Source organism: Nostoc sp. C117, assembly GCF_043099735.1.
In the GTDB taxonomy this organism is placed as follows: Bacteria; Cyanobacteriota; Cyanobacteriia; order Cyanobacteriales; family Nostocaceae; genus Nostoc.
On the sequence record NZ_CP170991.1, the window covers coordinates 5,493,731 to 5,507,554 of the forward strand.

The following is a 13,824-nucleotide window of genomic DNA, read 5'->3' on the forward strand; positions in this document are numbered from 1 at the left end:
TCAATGTATTGGTGTTCATCTCAAATTATTTGCCATCAAGGCAGGAAAAACACGCAATGTACATTCAGAAACTTTCTGCATCTCTATTTTCGGCAACTGCCTTATTAACTGGAACTACTTTGGCTGTCTTGGTTAGCTCTACAACTCTTTCACTTGTGTTTGGTCATTCTGCTCAAGCCCAAGGACTACCTTATGGGCCAGATACTTGTCGTCAAGGCTATGTTTGGCGCGAAGCCGTTCCTAATGACCATGTTTGTGTCACACCCAAAACCCGTTCTCAAGCTGCAAAAGACAATAGTCAAGTCGCTAATCGGATTCAGCCTGGTGGAGGCCCCTATGGTTCTTTCACTTGTCGTCAAGGCTATGTTTGGCGCGAAGCTGTTCCTAATGATTATGTTTGTGTCACACCCAAAACCCGTTCTCAAGCTTCAAAAGACAATAGTCAAGCCAATAATCGCCGAGCTTCAAGTGGTGTGACCATTGACAATGGAACCCAACTCAATCCAGTTCGCGACTAATTGTATGGGCCGATAGCTCAAAGTCTTCATCTTTTGTAACCATTCAGGGGGTAGAAAAGCGTTGCTTGCGGCCGTTAGGCATCGCTCCCCAGCAAATACAAGCGAACGCCTAGAACATCGCCCCCATCAAATCAAGAGAGGAAAAGTTACACCAAACAGCGATCGTTGCAACAAAGTTAGTCCAGGGGGCGATCGCCTAATTCAGCCAAAATCCACCTATTTTTCCATCTTTGAGGCTAAGTCTAGCTAAGACATCATCACCACCATCAAAAAATGTCAGTTTCCATAAATAAACTTGATACCCTTGCTGTTTCAGATTTGCCAAGAAAACTGCCGAATACCCTTTTTTGATGCGAGGAGCTAACTGTCCACTAACTTGTGTAAATGTTTGCTTTGTAATACCTTCTTTGAAAGCAGCATTTCCAAGAGAAATAAACTGAGTGTAGTTGTTTTGTTCAAGAGCATTTATCAGGCTTGTAAAAGTTCTTTGCACAGACTGTTCTGGTTGATTACTATGAGTTGGTTTTACTTGCTCGTTCACAGCTTGTACATTTTTTACAGCTAAGGTCAAAGGTGACATGATAACAACTGCTGCAACTACCAATCCGATCTTATTCATTTATTTTGTTGACCTCCTTGAAGACTTATTTAGTTAAATATATTCGTAAAAGCAGGGTGTATATACTAAAAACGGCTTGAAACTTTACTTTGAAACGCTAGAAATATTTAAAATATAATGCTTAAATTTTTTTATAGTATATAAATACTATGAAAAGTTAACCCGATTACTTCTAAAACAGTGAGTATCGAGTATGATGGCTGCGCCGTTTCCTAAAAGAAAAACTACCGACCCTTAGTAGTTTTAGCAATAGCGATCGCGTTGGAAAAAAAAATGGATAACGATAATGGAATTACGGGGGCAAGAAAGTTTGACTAACGCCCCCAATTGGTACGTGTATCTTAAATCTAGATGCCGAACAATCTCAAAAAACTAAAGATAACACCTAAAGGTCCAGTTATAGTGTTTGTGGTATCACCGACTTGCGCTATGCCAGAGCGGCCAACTACTACAACATCATTATTGCGGAGTATAGGATTAGTTTGCTCGTTGATCCCAGCGGAGAAATCCATTTTTACTATACGTTTAGTGACAGAACCATTAGGGTTGAGGCGAATCAAATCAACAGCCTTACTATTAGCTCTCGCATCATTAAATCCGCCAGCAGCGAGTATGGCTTGATTTAAAGAGCTATTTGGCTGAACGTTTGTTAACCCTGGTTTTTTAACTTCGCCGACCACACCAACTTGAATGCTTGTAGGAGACAAAGTAGTGGTAGCTAATTGAGTAGCTTCTGCGGGGTTGATTTCAGTTGCTGTCGGAATAACAATCGTATCTCCGTCTTGCACGATGATATCTTGGTTGGCATCACCACTTTGCAATAGTTGCCAAAGATTGATATCTATAGCTTGTTCTGAACCAGTTCTTGTAGATCGGCGTAGCTTGAGATGACGAACATCAGCTTGTGCTGTAATTCCCCCAGCTAGTTGAATAACTCGTGTCACATTTGGTAGACCAGTGGGAGTAGAACTACCGCTGTTAGTGGCTCCGGCTCCCTGGTCAGTTACGCTACCTGGGGTGACAAGATACGAACCGGGACGGTTAACTTCTCCAATAATTGTTACCGTGCGGGGTGTGGTTTGGCTGGCGGCAAAGTTAGCAGCAAATAAATTGCGCGATTCTGCTATGTTGAAGTTAGTCGCAGTTGGTACAACTATAGTATCTCCATCTCGCAAGGTAATATCCTGTGATAACTTACCTGTTTGGATCAACTCTTTCAAATTGATGGTGACGGTTTGCTCTGAAGAGCGTCCTAATTTACGCCTTAATTGCACTTGAGTCACATCCGCAGCTAGAGTGACTCCCTGAGCTGTTGTCAATGCGGCTAATATCGTGGGGTATTGTACACCTGGATTGTTCCCTGCACCTCCGCTCAAGCTTAGAGTATAAGCTCCTGGACGTGTCACTTCCCCGGCAACAAAAACATTGATGGGGCGAGGCGATAACAAATTAACTGAGATTAAGGGACGTTTGAGAAAGCGAGAATATCTTCTGGCAATTTCATCGGATGCCTGTTCAGTTGTTAGCCCGAGGACTGGCACACTACCAACTAAAGGTAGGTTGATGGCTCCACCTGGAGGAATTTGGTATTCACCTGTATATTCGGGTACTTCAAATACATTTACACGTATGAGATCGCCTCCTCCCAATGAATAATTAGTATCTAATTGTGTTTCTGTGTTTGGTGTAGTTGGTGATAATGGTTGTGTCTGAGCTTGGCTGGCAGATGACACAGCAACATTGACAGCAGTTAACAAAGCCACACCCACAAATGACTGGGTAAGGAATTTAAACAAACTTGTGTTAAGCATATTTTTCTAATACTCTGAAACTACGATCAATAAAGTACTGTCTAAACATTTTTCTTTTGACTATACCTAAGTATTCAAGTTCCCCGACACTCTTATTTTCCTAGAAAAGTGTGATTTTCCGGATAAAATTTGTCTGTTGAATTTGATTTTTTAATGAAGTTAATTTAAAGTTAACTTTGTTGAGATATAGCAATTATCAAAAAAACATCAGACTTATACAAATTAAGTAGGTCTATACAATAGTTTTTTTTGTTGTCTAATGAGGCAATTATGAATAGATTTTTTTACCAAAGTCAACTTAATGATACTTTAAGTTTGATTTTATTAAAAATTACAGTAAGTAATAATTTTTCCGATAATTTTTATGCCTAGATATTCACTTTGCGGACAGAGAATTATTTGGCAATAAGCTTAATTGAGGGAGTTCTTTTTTCCTTGAATTTGTTCAATAAAAAATTCTTCTAGGGAGTGACGGGACAAGTTCATCGCAATAATTTTACCCTCCATCAGACGAAGACTAGCAAGAAAATCATAGTAATCATTTTGTAGTGTACCTTGCCAGGAACCATCAGGCTCAAATATGAGAGTGGGCATCCATTTTTTGAGAATTTCCCAATCACCACCTTGACCTTTAACGTGATATGTGTCGTTTCGGTCTAAAAGTTCATTGAGAGAACCAGAGCAAATTAATTCACCTTGAGCGAGGATAGCAATGCGATCGCAAATCTGTTCTACTTCACTCAGAATATGGCTATTGAAAAAAATCGTCTTCCCAGCTGCTTTAAGTGCCAGGATAATTTCCCGCATTTGATAGCGCCCCACCGGATCGAGACCAGACATTGGTTCATCCAGAAAAACTAATTCTGGCTCGTTAATTAGCGCCTGTGCCATGCCAACACGCTGTAGCATACCTTTGGAGTAGCGACGTAGTAGCTTTTTCCGGGCATCGACTTGGGATAAACCCACTAACTCCAACAGTTGGGGAATGCGTTGGCGTTGGACGCTGTGAGGAATTTGGAATAATCCAGCGGCTAACTCTAAAAACTCCCAGCCGGTGAGATAGTCATATAAATAGGGATTTTCAGGCAGATAGCCGATATGTTGCTTAACACTGCGATCGCCTATAGGCTTACCCAATAATAATCCTTGTCCAGTGGTTGGACGGATAATCCCCAACAATAATTTTAAAAGGGTGGTTTTACCTGCGCCATTTGGTCCGAGCAAACCAAAGGTTTCGCCTTTGTAAACTTTTAAAGAACAGCTTTTAAGAGATACGACTTTTTGATTGAGCCAAAAACCAGTGCGATAAACTTTTCGCAACTCAGAAGTTAGAACTACTGGCTGAGTGTCAGTCGTATTAAGTTGAGAATCAGAGTCATCTGCAACAGACTTCATCTCGGTTAAATCACTATTTACCAGCTTAATATTAATTACAATTTACCCAGTAGGCTGATAATAACCATCTCCATCTGGTCTGTCAATCATCCCAAATTGGGGAGTAGAGACGCGATTAATCAGGTATTTACAGGAGTAAACAGTTTTCTCTTCCCCTACTCCCCCTGTCTCTCCCCACCTCCTACAACACGCCCTTAGAACTGGGAATTACGCCAGCACGACGGGGGTCGATTTCCACCGCCAATCGCGTTGCCCTGGCAAACGCCTTAAATGTCGCCTCAATAATGTGATGGGAATTAATGCCATCCAGTTGGCGAATATGGAGTGTCATTTGGCTATGGTTTACTAGTGCCACGAAAAATTCGCGCACCAGTTGGGTGTCATAAGTTCCTACGCGTTGGGTAGGAATTTGCAAACCGTAGCTGAGGTGAGGGCGTCCGGAAAAGTCTAACGCTACCTGAACTAAAGCTTCATCCAATGGTGCGAGAAAATTACCAAAGCGGACAATACCTTTTCTGTCGCCTAATGCTTGATGCAAAGCTTGTCCCAAGGTAATGCCTACATCTTCGTTGGTGTGATGGTCATCAATTTCCCAGTCTCCCTTGGCTTGGATATCTAGATCGATCAGTCCGTGAGAGGAAATTTGATGCAACATATGATCCAAAAATGGAACACCTGTTGTTGCTGTGCATTTTCCTGTCCCATCAAGGTTGATAGTAACTTGGACATTAGTTTCCCCTGTGGTGCGTTTAACTGTAGCAATCCGAGGGGTTTTAGTTGACTGATCGTCGTAGTTTGAAGAATTAACTTGCCGATTAGTTGTTTGCATAGGGAATGGGAAATGGGGACTGGGGACTGGGGACTGGTGGGAAATGGGGACTGGGGATGGGGACTGGGGACTGAATTCTTCCCAATACCAAATCTCCAATCCCCAGTCCCTAATTACATTCCCATAATTTCATATCCTGCATCTACATACAGAATTTGTCCGGTAATGCCGCTGGACAAATCACTACACAAAAAAGCCGCAGCATTGCCTACTTCTAACTGAGTGACTGTGCGTTTTAGGGGAGCTACTTGCTCTACATGATGAATCATATCCAATATTCCGCCCACTGCTGAAGATGCCAAGGTGCGGATTGGGCCTGCGGAAATGGCATTGACGCGGATATTTTGCGACCCTAGTTCAGCAGCTAGGTAACGCACACTCATTTCTAAGCCGGCTTTGGCAACTCCCATAACGTTATAGTTAGGGATTGCTTTGACACCGCCTAAATATGTGAGAGTGACAATACTACCGCCCTCTGTCATCAAGGGTTTAGCTGCACCACTTAACTGCACTAGAGAATAGGTACTGATTTCTAAAGCGGTGTTGAAGCCAGAACGAGAGGTTTGGCTAAAATCTCCGGTCAAATCGTCTTTGTTGGCAAAGGCAAGACAATGGATGAGGATGTCTAGTTTTCCCCACTTTTCGCGTACTGTCTCAAAGGTAGATTGAATTTGTTCGTCGTTTTGGACATTACAGGGAAGAAATAAGCTGGGATTAAGGGGTTCTACTAATTCCGCAACTTTTGTCTCCATTTTGCCGCGTTCATCTGGGAGGTAAGTAATTCCCAGATTAGCTCCTGCTTTATGTAATTGCTGGGCGATGCCCCAGGCGATGGAGCGGTTATTGGCAATACCTGTAACAAGAGCATTTTTTCCAGTCAGATTAAGCATAAAAATTGTAAATGCGATCGATGATTAGGAGCATACTAGAATCTGAGTCACGTTTTGTCTTTGTTTTATACACGATTTGCAAAAATGAATATTGCCAGGGGTGTTTGCTGTCACAAAATTCTTGATTCTTTCTAAAGATATTCTCAAATTATCTTTATTTGTTCTTCAAAAAACCTTTTTAATACACCTAGTTAGAACTAATTATCAACGATTTATAGCTGAATAGATCAACAATTATGTATCATTATAAACAAAGAGTTAGGAAGCAATTAGTTGGAGTATAGGAAAGAACAGAAAGGTTGACGGTGCTTTATTGTTTTTTCGGGTGTATTCTTAGGTAATCAGTTTTTGTTTTTCCGGCATTGGGTAGGGGAAGGGAGATGATCGTGGTACAAGATAAAGCCCTAGCAAATGTTTTTCGTCAGATGGCGACCGGGGCGTTTCCGCCAGTTGTGGAAACGTTTGAACGCAATAAAACGATCTTTTTTCCTGGCGATCCTGCCGAACGAGTTTATTTTCTTTTAAAAGGTGCTGTTAAACTTTCCAGGGTGTACGAGGCAGGAGAGGAAATAACGGTAGCGTTGCTGCGAGAAAATAGTGTTTTTGGTGTATTGTCATTGCTGACGGGAAATAAATCCGATAGGTTTTACCATGCGGTTGCATTTACACCTGTGGAATTACTGTCAGCGCCAATTGAACAAGTCGAGCAAGCACTCAAGGAAAATCCAGAATTATCAATGTTAATGTTGCGGGGTCTGTCTTCGCGAATTTTACAGACGGAGATGATGATTGAAACTCTTGCTCACCGAGATATGGGTTCCAGGTTGGTAAGTTTTTTATTAATTCTTTGTCGTGATTTTGGAGTTCCTTGTGCAGATGGGATCACAATTGATTTGAAATTATCTCATCAAGCGATCGCTGAGGCAATTGGTTCGACTCGTGTTACAGTTACTAGGCTACTAGGGGATTTGCGTGAAAAAAAGATGATTTCTATCCACAAGAAGAAGATTACTGTGCATAAACCCGTTACTTTAAGTAGGCAGTTCACATAAAAACAATTGGAGGAAGGGGAGTCGGCGCGTGTTGTGTTTTTAAAGATCGCACAAATAGCTAAAGGAAAATTGAAAATTGACTAATTTCAGCTATTGCCAATCTCCACTTCCGCACAGACAATGGTCAAAAGTAGTAGGCTGTATCTGGAAGGATTTCCGTAGCTAAAGATGACCACCGGATACATCCTCATCGCAGCAATTTTAATTCTGGGAGGCGTAATTGCAACCGTGGGCGATCGCATCGGCACACGAGTTGGCAAAGCCCGCCTCTCACTTTTTAACCTCCGTCCGAAAAATACCGCTGTAGTAGTAACTATTTTTACAGGCGGCTTAATTTCAGCATCAACCTTAGGTATTTTATTCACTGCTGACGATAAATTGCGGCAGGGAGTCTTTGAGTTAGAAGATATTCAAACAGACCTCAGACAAAAGCGGGAACAACTAAAAACCGCAGAAACTCAAAAAAGTCAGGTAGAAAGTGAGTTATATCAAGCAAGAATTGCCCAAGCAAAGGCACAGCAAGACTTGCAAACAATTAATCAATCCTTGCAGGCGGCAAATACCAAGCAAAGGCAAACCCAAGCCCAGCTAAATCGCACCATTAGCCAACAAGCCCAAACTCAAACTGAACTCCAACGCACTCAAGGGCAACTAGATCGAGTTGTCAGTCAGTATCAGAAGGCCATAGCTGAACTACAAAGCGTTTATAACCAGAGAAAGGAACTACAGGCGGCAGTTGAATTATTGAAAACAGAACGTCAACGACTCTATGCTGACGCCAAAAAAGCAATTGATGAAGCCAAAACAGCAATAGAAAAACGCGATCGCGAACTTGCTAACCGCCAAGAAGCTATAGAACTGCGCGATCAAAAAATTGGGCAACTAGATCAACTAATTCAAAAGCGTAATTTAGAAATTACAGCTAGAGAACAAGTGATTGCCAAACGGGAATCTCGCCTGAAAGAATTAGAAGCACAACAGGAACAACTAGAACAAGAAGTAGCAAGATTAGAAAAATATTATCAGTCCTACCGCGACCTGCGTCTGGGTAAACTAGCTTTAGTTCGCGGTCAAGTTTTGGCTGCTGGTGTAGTTCGTGTCACCCAAGTCGCTGCTGCCCGTCAGGCAGTGATCCAAATTTTACAAGAAGCCAATCGCAACGCCAACCTGGAATTGAGTGAACCTGGCGCAAATTCTGCAAATGTAGAGCTTGTGCGCGTGACTGAAGAGAGGGTTGAGCAATTGAGCAAGCAAATTGAGGATGGTCGAGAATACGTGGTGCGAATTTTCTCAGCTGGTAATTATGTCAGAGGAGAAAAGCAAATAGAATTTTTCACCGACATAGCGCGAAATCAATTGGTCTTTTCTGGGGGGGCGCAGCTAGCTACAACGAATGCTGACCCCAGAACCATGACATCCTATCAGTTACAGCAGCGATTGGAAATACTGATTTCTGCTTCCCAATTTCGGGCGCGTAATGCTGGAATTGTCGAAAATGTGCAAGTAGATGGAACTTTCTTGCGTTTTGTCACCCAACTCAGGCAATATAATCAGGCATTGGAAATTAGAGCGATCGCCGCAGAGGACACTTATACAGCTGGTCCCTTAAGAGTGAAACTAGTAGCAATAGTCAACGGACAAATTATTTTTAGCACTTAAATTAAAGAAGTCAGGAGCCAGAATTTAGGAGTTAGAAGTCAGAATACAATTGAGATGAGTGCGGAAAGTCACGACTCGGCGGCTTACGCCCTATACGCCGAGAGGGCAGTTTGCCTTAGGCATTACAACTTGCCAAGACAGACTCGCCACTAATTGATTCTGATTACTGTTAGCGCAGCGGGGCGTAGCCCATTTTGAATTCTGAATTCTTCTTTTTAATTACTTATGACTTTTCGTGAATTTTCACCCACGCAACCAGTAATCTTGGGCTTTGATCCAGGTCGAGATAAGTGTGGTCTAGCGGTGATGGGACTCGATCGGCAATTGTACTATCATCAAGTCGTGCTGGCAAAAGAGGCGATCGCCACCATTGAGACACTGCGTCAAAAATTTCCTATCTCCTTAATGGTGATGGGCGACCAAACTACAGCCAATCAGTGGAAACAGCAACTGTATCAGAAATTATTAGAACCGCTTAATATCATTTTAGTAGATGAGCGTTACACAACCTTAGAAGCACGCGATCGCTATTGGCAAATGTACCCACCGAAAGGGCTAATAAAACTATTGCCACAGGGTATGCGACAGCCACCAAGACCGATAGATGACATTGTTGCTATCCTCCTCATCGAAAGATATTTAAATCGCCTCACTGAATCAACAGTCAATTAGTTTTAGATTTTGGGTTGCACAAAAAATATGCTGACGGCACAAGTTAGATTTTGGATTGAAGAAAAAATCTCAAATCCAAAATCTTAAATCCAAAATTGAATGGCTTCTAACTTTTAAAGTTCCGCCCGAATAGTAAAAGCATAGTCTCCTCCAGGCTCCAACTGATAATCTTGTTTCTCCAAAAATCGACCGAGAGGTTCTTTGATTAAGGCGCGACCTTGGGAAGGCTTGACGGCAAGTTCTCCCCGCCGAAAATGCCACTGGAAATGCCACTCAAACTCACCGGCACTGACTTCACCCTCAAGGAAGCCGTGTTGCCAGGATTGGCGGGTAATTTTGACATGGGCAATGGTTTCTGGTAGACGTTTCGCACTCACAATGCTTTATGTCAAGTGTGGAATAACAGCCAATTATTTAGGCTACTTATTTTATTTACCAAACATAGCTTAAATAGACAAACTGACAAAATAGGTATTTGTCGTTGACTGGGTTGTGTTAATCAGCCGAAATATTTGAGGATAGGGAAGTTGGGGCGATCGCTAAAAAATCTTTCACTAGCTGGTTCATAATTGAGTCAGAAAGCTGTGACTAAAAGCATGGAAACCAAACAACTAGGAAAAACTGGTATCTTTGTGAGTGCCATCGGTTTAGGTGGTATGCCGATGTCAATCTATAATCGCCCTCCCGAATCGGAATCTATCCAAGTTATTCATCGAGCTTTAGATCTGGGTATTACATTGATTGACACTGCTGACTCTTACTGCAAAGATGAATCAGATAAGCATCACAATGAGCGGCTAATTCACAATGCACTTGGTAGTTACAAAGGCGATATCAGCCAAGTGATTGTCGCAACCAAGGGTGGTTTAATGCGTCCTGATGGTAACTGGACAGCCAATGGTAACCCAGAACATTTGCGGCAAACAATTAGAGTCAGCTTTGAGGCTTTGGGTGGCACTAAACCCATCGATGTTTGGCAACTCCACTCCCCAGATCAAAATTACACCATTGAAGAATCACTTGCACCAGTTAAAGAAGCAGTAGAAGCAGGTTTAATTCGGTTTGCGGGAGTTTCTAACTTTTCCGTGGAACAAATTAAGCGGGCGCAGGATGTGGTGGATATTGTCTCAGTGCAGAATCAATACAGTCCTTGGCAACGACAGCCAGAAATTGACGGGGTATTAGAGTATTGCGAACAACAAGGATTGACTTTTTTGCCTTGGAGTCCCTTTGGTGGTAGGCGTCGTCATCAAAATTTACAAGATATCCCCGCGATCGCTCAGTTGTCTAAAGAAAAAGGCGTATCAGTGTACAATATCGTTTTGGCGTGGTTGCGTTCCAAATCGTCTGTTATTTTGCCAATTCCTGGTGCTAGCAAAATTTCCAGCATTGAAGACTCAGTACAAGCTATCAATGTGAAACTATCCGATCAAGAAGTGCAAAAAATTGATCGCGCAACTTAATCATTGCTCAACCTCAGTAATAACAATTTCTCCAAGACTATTATCTAGTAATTAATGTATTTTTATGCAGCCTTATTCTGCAAATTACAAATTTAAGCACATAGTAAAATTATTTGCAGTTTTCCTATTGCTTTTCCCCTTTTACTGGCAAAATATGGTAGAGGCACAGCCAGAACAAGAGACTAAACTTCTGCCATTCTTCGATAATGTAGATAACCCAGTTCCTGTTCACTTCCCTCCCGGAAAACAGGTAGATATTACACCACCCCCACCGCTACTAAACTCTTTTGATCGAGCTGTATTAAAAATTTGTGGACCTATTGGCGCGAGAGTTAGCTCTAATAATTTTAAAAAATTGTTATATTCTTACCCAGATGTGTTGCAGAAAGTTCAGCAAGCTAGCGGCGGGGAACTGCATTCGGGACGGAGAAATAAAGCACAATTTATCGAAGATTTAACCAATATTTGGTTTAAACATCGGGGGTTTGAACATATATTTTGTGGGGAAATATATAACGCCAATGATATTGGTGGCTTACATTTTTACGGCAGATATTTAGAGTTGCAAAATGAAGGTATAGGGGGACGCCTACCGAATAATCAAGGACGAGAAGAAGTAATTCCTGGGATCGTTTATACAATGGGTATAGTAATTAAAGAGAGAAATCGTACTGTAACAGATGTTATCAAAGGGTATGGTTATCTCAGCAATGCCGAAGAAATACTTTCAGATGCCACGAAAATATTTAAGCTTCAAGGAAACAATGAGGGCTCGTGTATTTATAATGTACGCGATCGAGAAACGAACAAATCCTTTCCTACAGTTTTTGTGAGGAAAGAAAAAGGAATCATTACCTATTATCCTGACGCTACTCCTCAAGGTGCAAAATGTAAAAATTGAACAATTTTGACGGTCAGACGTGTTTGTAGTAAGGACTTTAGTCCTTGATTTTTCAACACTAAAGTCTTTACTATGAACCTCTCAAAAATAGCTTAGCAAAGTACTACCAAAAATTAGAGCAATTGAATCTTATTTGCTGCTCTAGTGGCTTTTTCTCTAGCTTCTTCGACATTCAGAGCTTTCGCTAAAGCTACTCCCATACGCCGATAAGGATGGGCATTAGGTTTGCCAAATAATCTGATATCTACATCTTTCTCTGATAAAGCATCTGCTACACCACTAAAAGCAATAGAATCAGATTTTTCAGAAGCTAAAATTACCGCACTAGCTGATGCTCCTAACTGTTCTATATGAGGAATTGGCAAGTTTAAAATAGCTCGTAGATGTAGTTCAAACTCGTTAAGATTTTGTGAGATTAATGTCACCATACCCGTATCATGGGGTCTGGGAGAAAGTTCAGAAAAAATCACTTCATCTTTAGTAATAAAAAATTCAACACCAAAAATTCCGGCTCCTCCTAAAGCATCGGTAACTTTTATCGCTATTTCTTGAGCTTTTAATATTTTATCTTCCGAAATTTCTGTGGGTTGCCACGATTCTTGATAATCGCCTCTTTCTTGACGATGACCAATGGGAATACAAAAAATAGTGGGGTCATTCCACTGTTTAATTGTCAGTAAAGTTATCTCAATTTCAAAGTTAATAAATTCTTCGACAATGACTTTTTGACTGTCACCTCTAGAATTAGCGATCGCATAATTCCAAGCTTTCTCAACTTCACTCTTATCCTGCACTACAGACTGACCTTTACCAGATGATGACATCACGGGTTTGACAACGTTAGGAAACCTAATTTCTTCAGAAAGTTTAATCAATTCTTCTAAAGTTATTGCATAACCATATCTAGCAGTTCTAATGCCTAATTGTTGATGTACTAGTTCCCGAATTCTATCGCGGTTCATCGTATAGTTAGTGGCAGCCGCAGTTGGTATAACTGTAATTCCTCGCTGCTCGAATTCAAGCAGTTTTTCTGTTCTAATAGCTTCAATTTCAGGTATAATAAAATCAGGCTGATGTTTCGTAACGATAGCTTCTAAATCATCGCCATTCAGCATTGAAATCACTTCATATGCATCAGCAACTTGCATCGCTGGAGCATTGGGGTAACGGTCAACAGCAATTACATAATTACCAAGACGTTGAGCAGCGATCGCAAATTCTTTGCCTAGTTCCCCAGAACCAAGCAGCATCAATTTTTGGGGCAGCTTAATACTCATTAACTTATCAGGTGAAAAAAGAAAGGGTAGAAGGGTGTAGGGAATAAATAGAGACGCGATTAATCGCATCTGTGATTTTAGACCACCAAATCTACAAATTTTCTATTTTTTGCCTACACCCCGAATGTTTGTCAATCTCAATTTAATCATCTTATAACTTTTTGTATTTTAATTATCACTAGAGTTAAATTTACCTCCGCGCAGTTGTAAATCTTGGCATTGCAGATCTGTTAAACCAATACCTGTACCAAATTGACACTCATCTACTAAAGTATCTAACCAAATCGTTTCATTCAAAGTTGCACCTCGTAAATCTGCATTTCTCAAGTCAGCTTTCGTGAAATTTACAAATAATAAATCGGCATTTACTAAACTACTACCTTGCAGATTTACTGCTGATAAGTTTCCCCGTATAAAGTTTTCCCCATCTAAACTTAAACCAGACAAATCTGCTCCTTGAAGATTAGGAAATTTTAGCTGAGTTTGATACTTTAAAAACCGCATCATAGAAATAATATTTGCTTCATTAAGTCGTATTTTAGTTAAAAACTCATAACGAGCGATACCCAATTGCTTAAGAATTTGCAGACGTTGTGAGGGAGTTTGTTCTAAAAACTGGATGGCTTTATAGCGTAAGTCTTGAGTCACGATATTTAATATGATTATGAGATTATTGTGCAGATTTGACTTTTAAACGTTGATGTGTACAAATCAAGATAATAAGCTGAAAAATATCTA

At 41.0% G+C, this 13,824-nt stretch carries 14 protein-coding genes; 6 read left to right on the forward strand and 8 right to left on the reverse strand.

Annotation, left to right across the window (positions count from 1 at the left end; all coding sequences use genetic code 11):
* Positions 1-56: 56 nt before the first annotated feature.
* Entirely contained in the window at positions 57-518 is a 462-nt protein-coding gene (locus tag ACFG4S_RS23605; protein WP_392531417.1) for a hypothetical protein, read from the forward strand.
* Positions 519-714: 196 nt separating this feature from the next.
* Here ACFG4S_RS23605 and ACFG4S_RS23610 read toward each other — a convergent pair whose 3' ends face one another.
* From ACFG4S_RS23610 to fabI, 5 genes are all read right to left on the reverse strand, one after another.
* Positions 715-1,137 (reverse strand): hypothetical protein, encoded by a 423-nt coding sequence (locus tag ACFG4S_RS23610; RefSeq protein WP_392531418.1) that lies wholly within the window; start codon positions 1,135-1,137, stop codon positions 715-717.
* Between the two features lie 347 nt (positions 1,138-1,484).
* A complete protein-coding gene (locus tag ACFG4S_RS23615; protein WP_392531419.1) occupies positions 1,485-2,948 on the reverse strand; it encodes an SLBB domain-containing protein in 1,464 nt (487 codons plus the stop codon).
* A 411-nt stretch (positions 2,949-3,359) separates the two neighbouring features.
* Positions 3,360-4,343, reverse strand: coding sequence for an ABC transporter ATP-binding protein (locus ACFG4S_RS23620; protein ID WP_392531420.1), 984 nt, complete (start codon positions 4,341-4,343; stop codon positions 3,360-3,362).
* Between the two features lie 181 nt (positions 4,344-4,524).
* Positions 4,525-5,172: an imidazoleglycerol-phosphate dehydratase HisB gene (gene hisB, locus ACFG4S_RS23625; protein WP_392531421.1), complete on the reverse strand. Its 648-nt coding sequence runs from the start codon at positions 5,170-5,172 to the stop codon at positions 4,525-4,527.
* Positions 5,173-5,285: 113 nt separating this feature from the next.
* Entirely contained in the window at positions 5,286-6,062 is a 777-nt protein-coding gene (gene fabI / locus ACFG4S_RS23630; RefSeq protein ID WP_392531422.1) for an enoyl-ACP reductase FabI, read from the reverse strand.
* A 380-nt stretch (positions 6,063-6,442) separates the two neighbouring features.
* Between fabI and ntcA the strand changes: the two genes are divergently transcribed.
* The 3 genes from ntcA (at position 6,443) to ACFG4S_RS23645 (ending at position 9,445) form a co-directional block, all read left to right on the forward strand.
* On the forward strand, positions 6,443-7,114 hold the full coding sequence (gene ntcA, locus ACFG4S_RS23635) for a global nitrogen regulator NtcA (protein ID WP_073643102.1): 672 nt from the start codon (positions 6,443-6,445) through the stop codon (positions 7,112-7,114).
* Positions 7,115-7,282: 168 nt separating this feature from the next.
* Entirely contained in the window at positions 7,283-8,773 is a 1,491-nt protein-coding gene (locus ACFG4S_RS23640; protein ID WP_392531423.1) for a DUF3084 domain-containing protein, read from the forward strand.
* 225 nt (positions 8,774-8,998) lie between these two features.
* Positions 8,999-9,445 carry a resolvase gene (locus ACFG4S_RS23645; protein WP_392531424.1) on the forward strand — a complete coding sequence of 149 codons (447 nt, stop codon included), beginning with the start codon at positions 8,999-9,001 and terminating at the stop codon, positions 9,443-9,445.
* 113 nt (positions 9,446-9,558) lie between these two features.
* Here ACFG4S_RS23645 and ACFG4S_RS23650 read toward each other — a convergent pair whose 3' ends face one another.
* Positions 9,559-9,822: a DUF3146 family protein gene (locus tag ACFG4S_RS23650; RefSeq protein ID WP_073643105.1), complete on the reverse strand. Its 264-nt coding sequence runs from the start codon at positions 9,820-9,822 to the stop codon at positions 9,559-9,561.
* Positions 9,823-10,041: 219 nt separating this feature from the next.
* Here ACFG4S_RS23650 and ACFG4S_RS23655 point away from each other — a divergent pair, with 219 nt between their 5' ends.
* Entirely contained in the window at positions 10,042-10,908 is an 867-nt protein-coding gene (locus tag ACFG4S_RS23655; RefSeq protein ID WP_392531425.1) for an aldo/keto reductase, read from the forward strand.
* A 64-nt stretch (positions 10,909-10,972) separates the two neighbouring features.
* The gene (locus ACFG4S_RS23660) at positions 10,973-11,809 is read left to right on the forward strand and encodes an EndoU domain-containing protein (protein ID WP_392531426.1); all 837 of its coding nucleotides are present in this window, start codon (positions 10,973-10,975) and stop codon (positions 11,807-11,809) included.
* A gap of 113 nt (positions 11,810-11,922) precedes the next feature.
* Here the strand turns inward: ACFG4S_RS23660 and purT are convergent, their stop codons facing one another.
* Both purT and ACFG4S_RS23670 read right to left on the reverse strand, forming a co-directional pair.
* Positions 11,923-13,086: a formate-dependent phosphoribosylglycinamide formyltransferase gene (gene purT, locus ACFG4S_RS23665; protein ID WP_392531427.1), complete on the reverse strand. Its 1,164-nt coding sequence runs from the start codon at positions 13,084-13,086 to the stop codon at positions 11,923-11,925.
* 168 nt (positions 13,087-13,254) lie between these two features.
* Complete coding sequence (locus ACFG4S_RS23670) at positions 13,255-13,746, reverse strand: pentapeptide repeat-containing protein (protein WP_392536064.1); 492 nt, start codon at positions 13,744-13,746, stop codon at positions 13,255-13,257.
* Positions 13,747-13,824 lie beyond the last annotated feature (78 nt).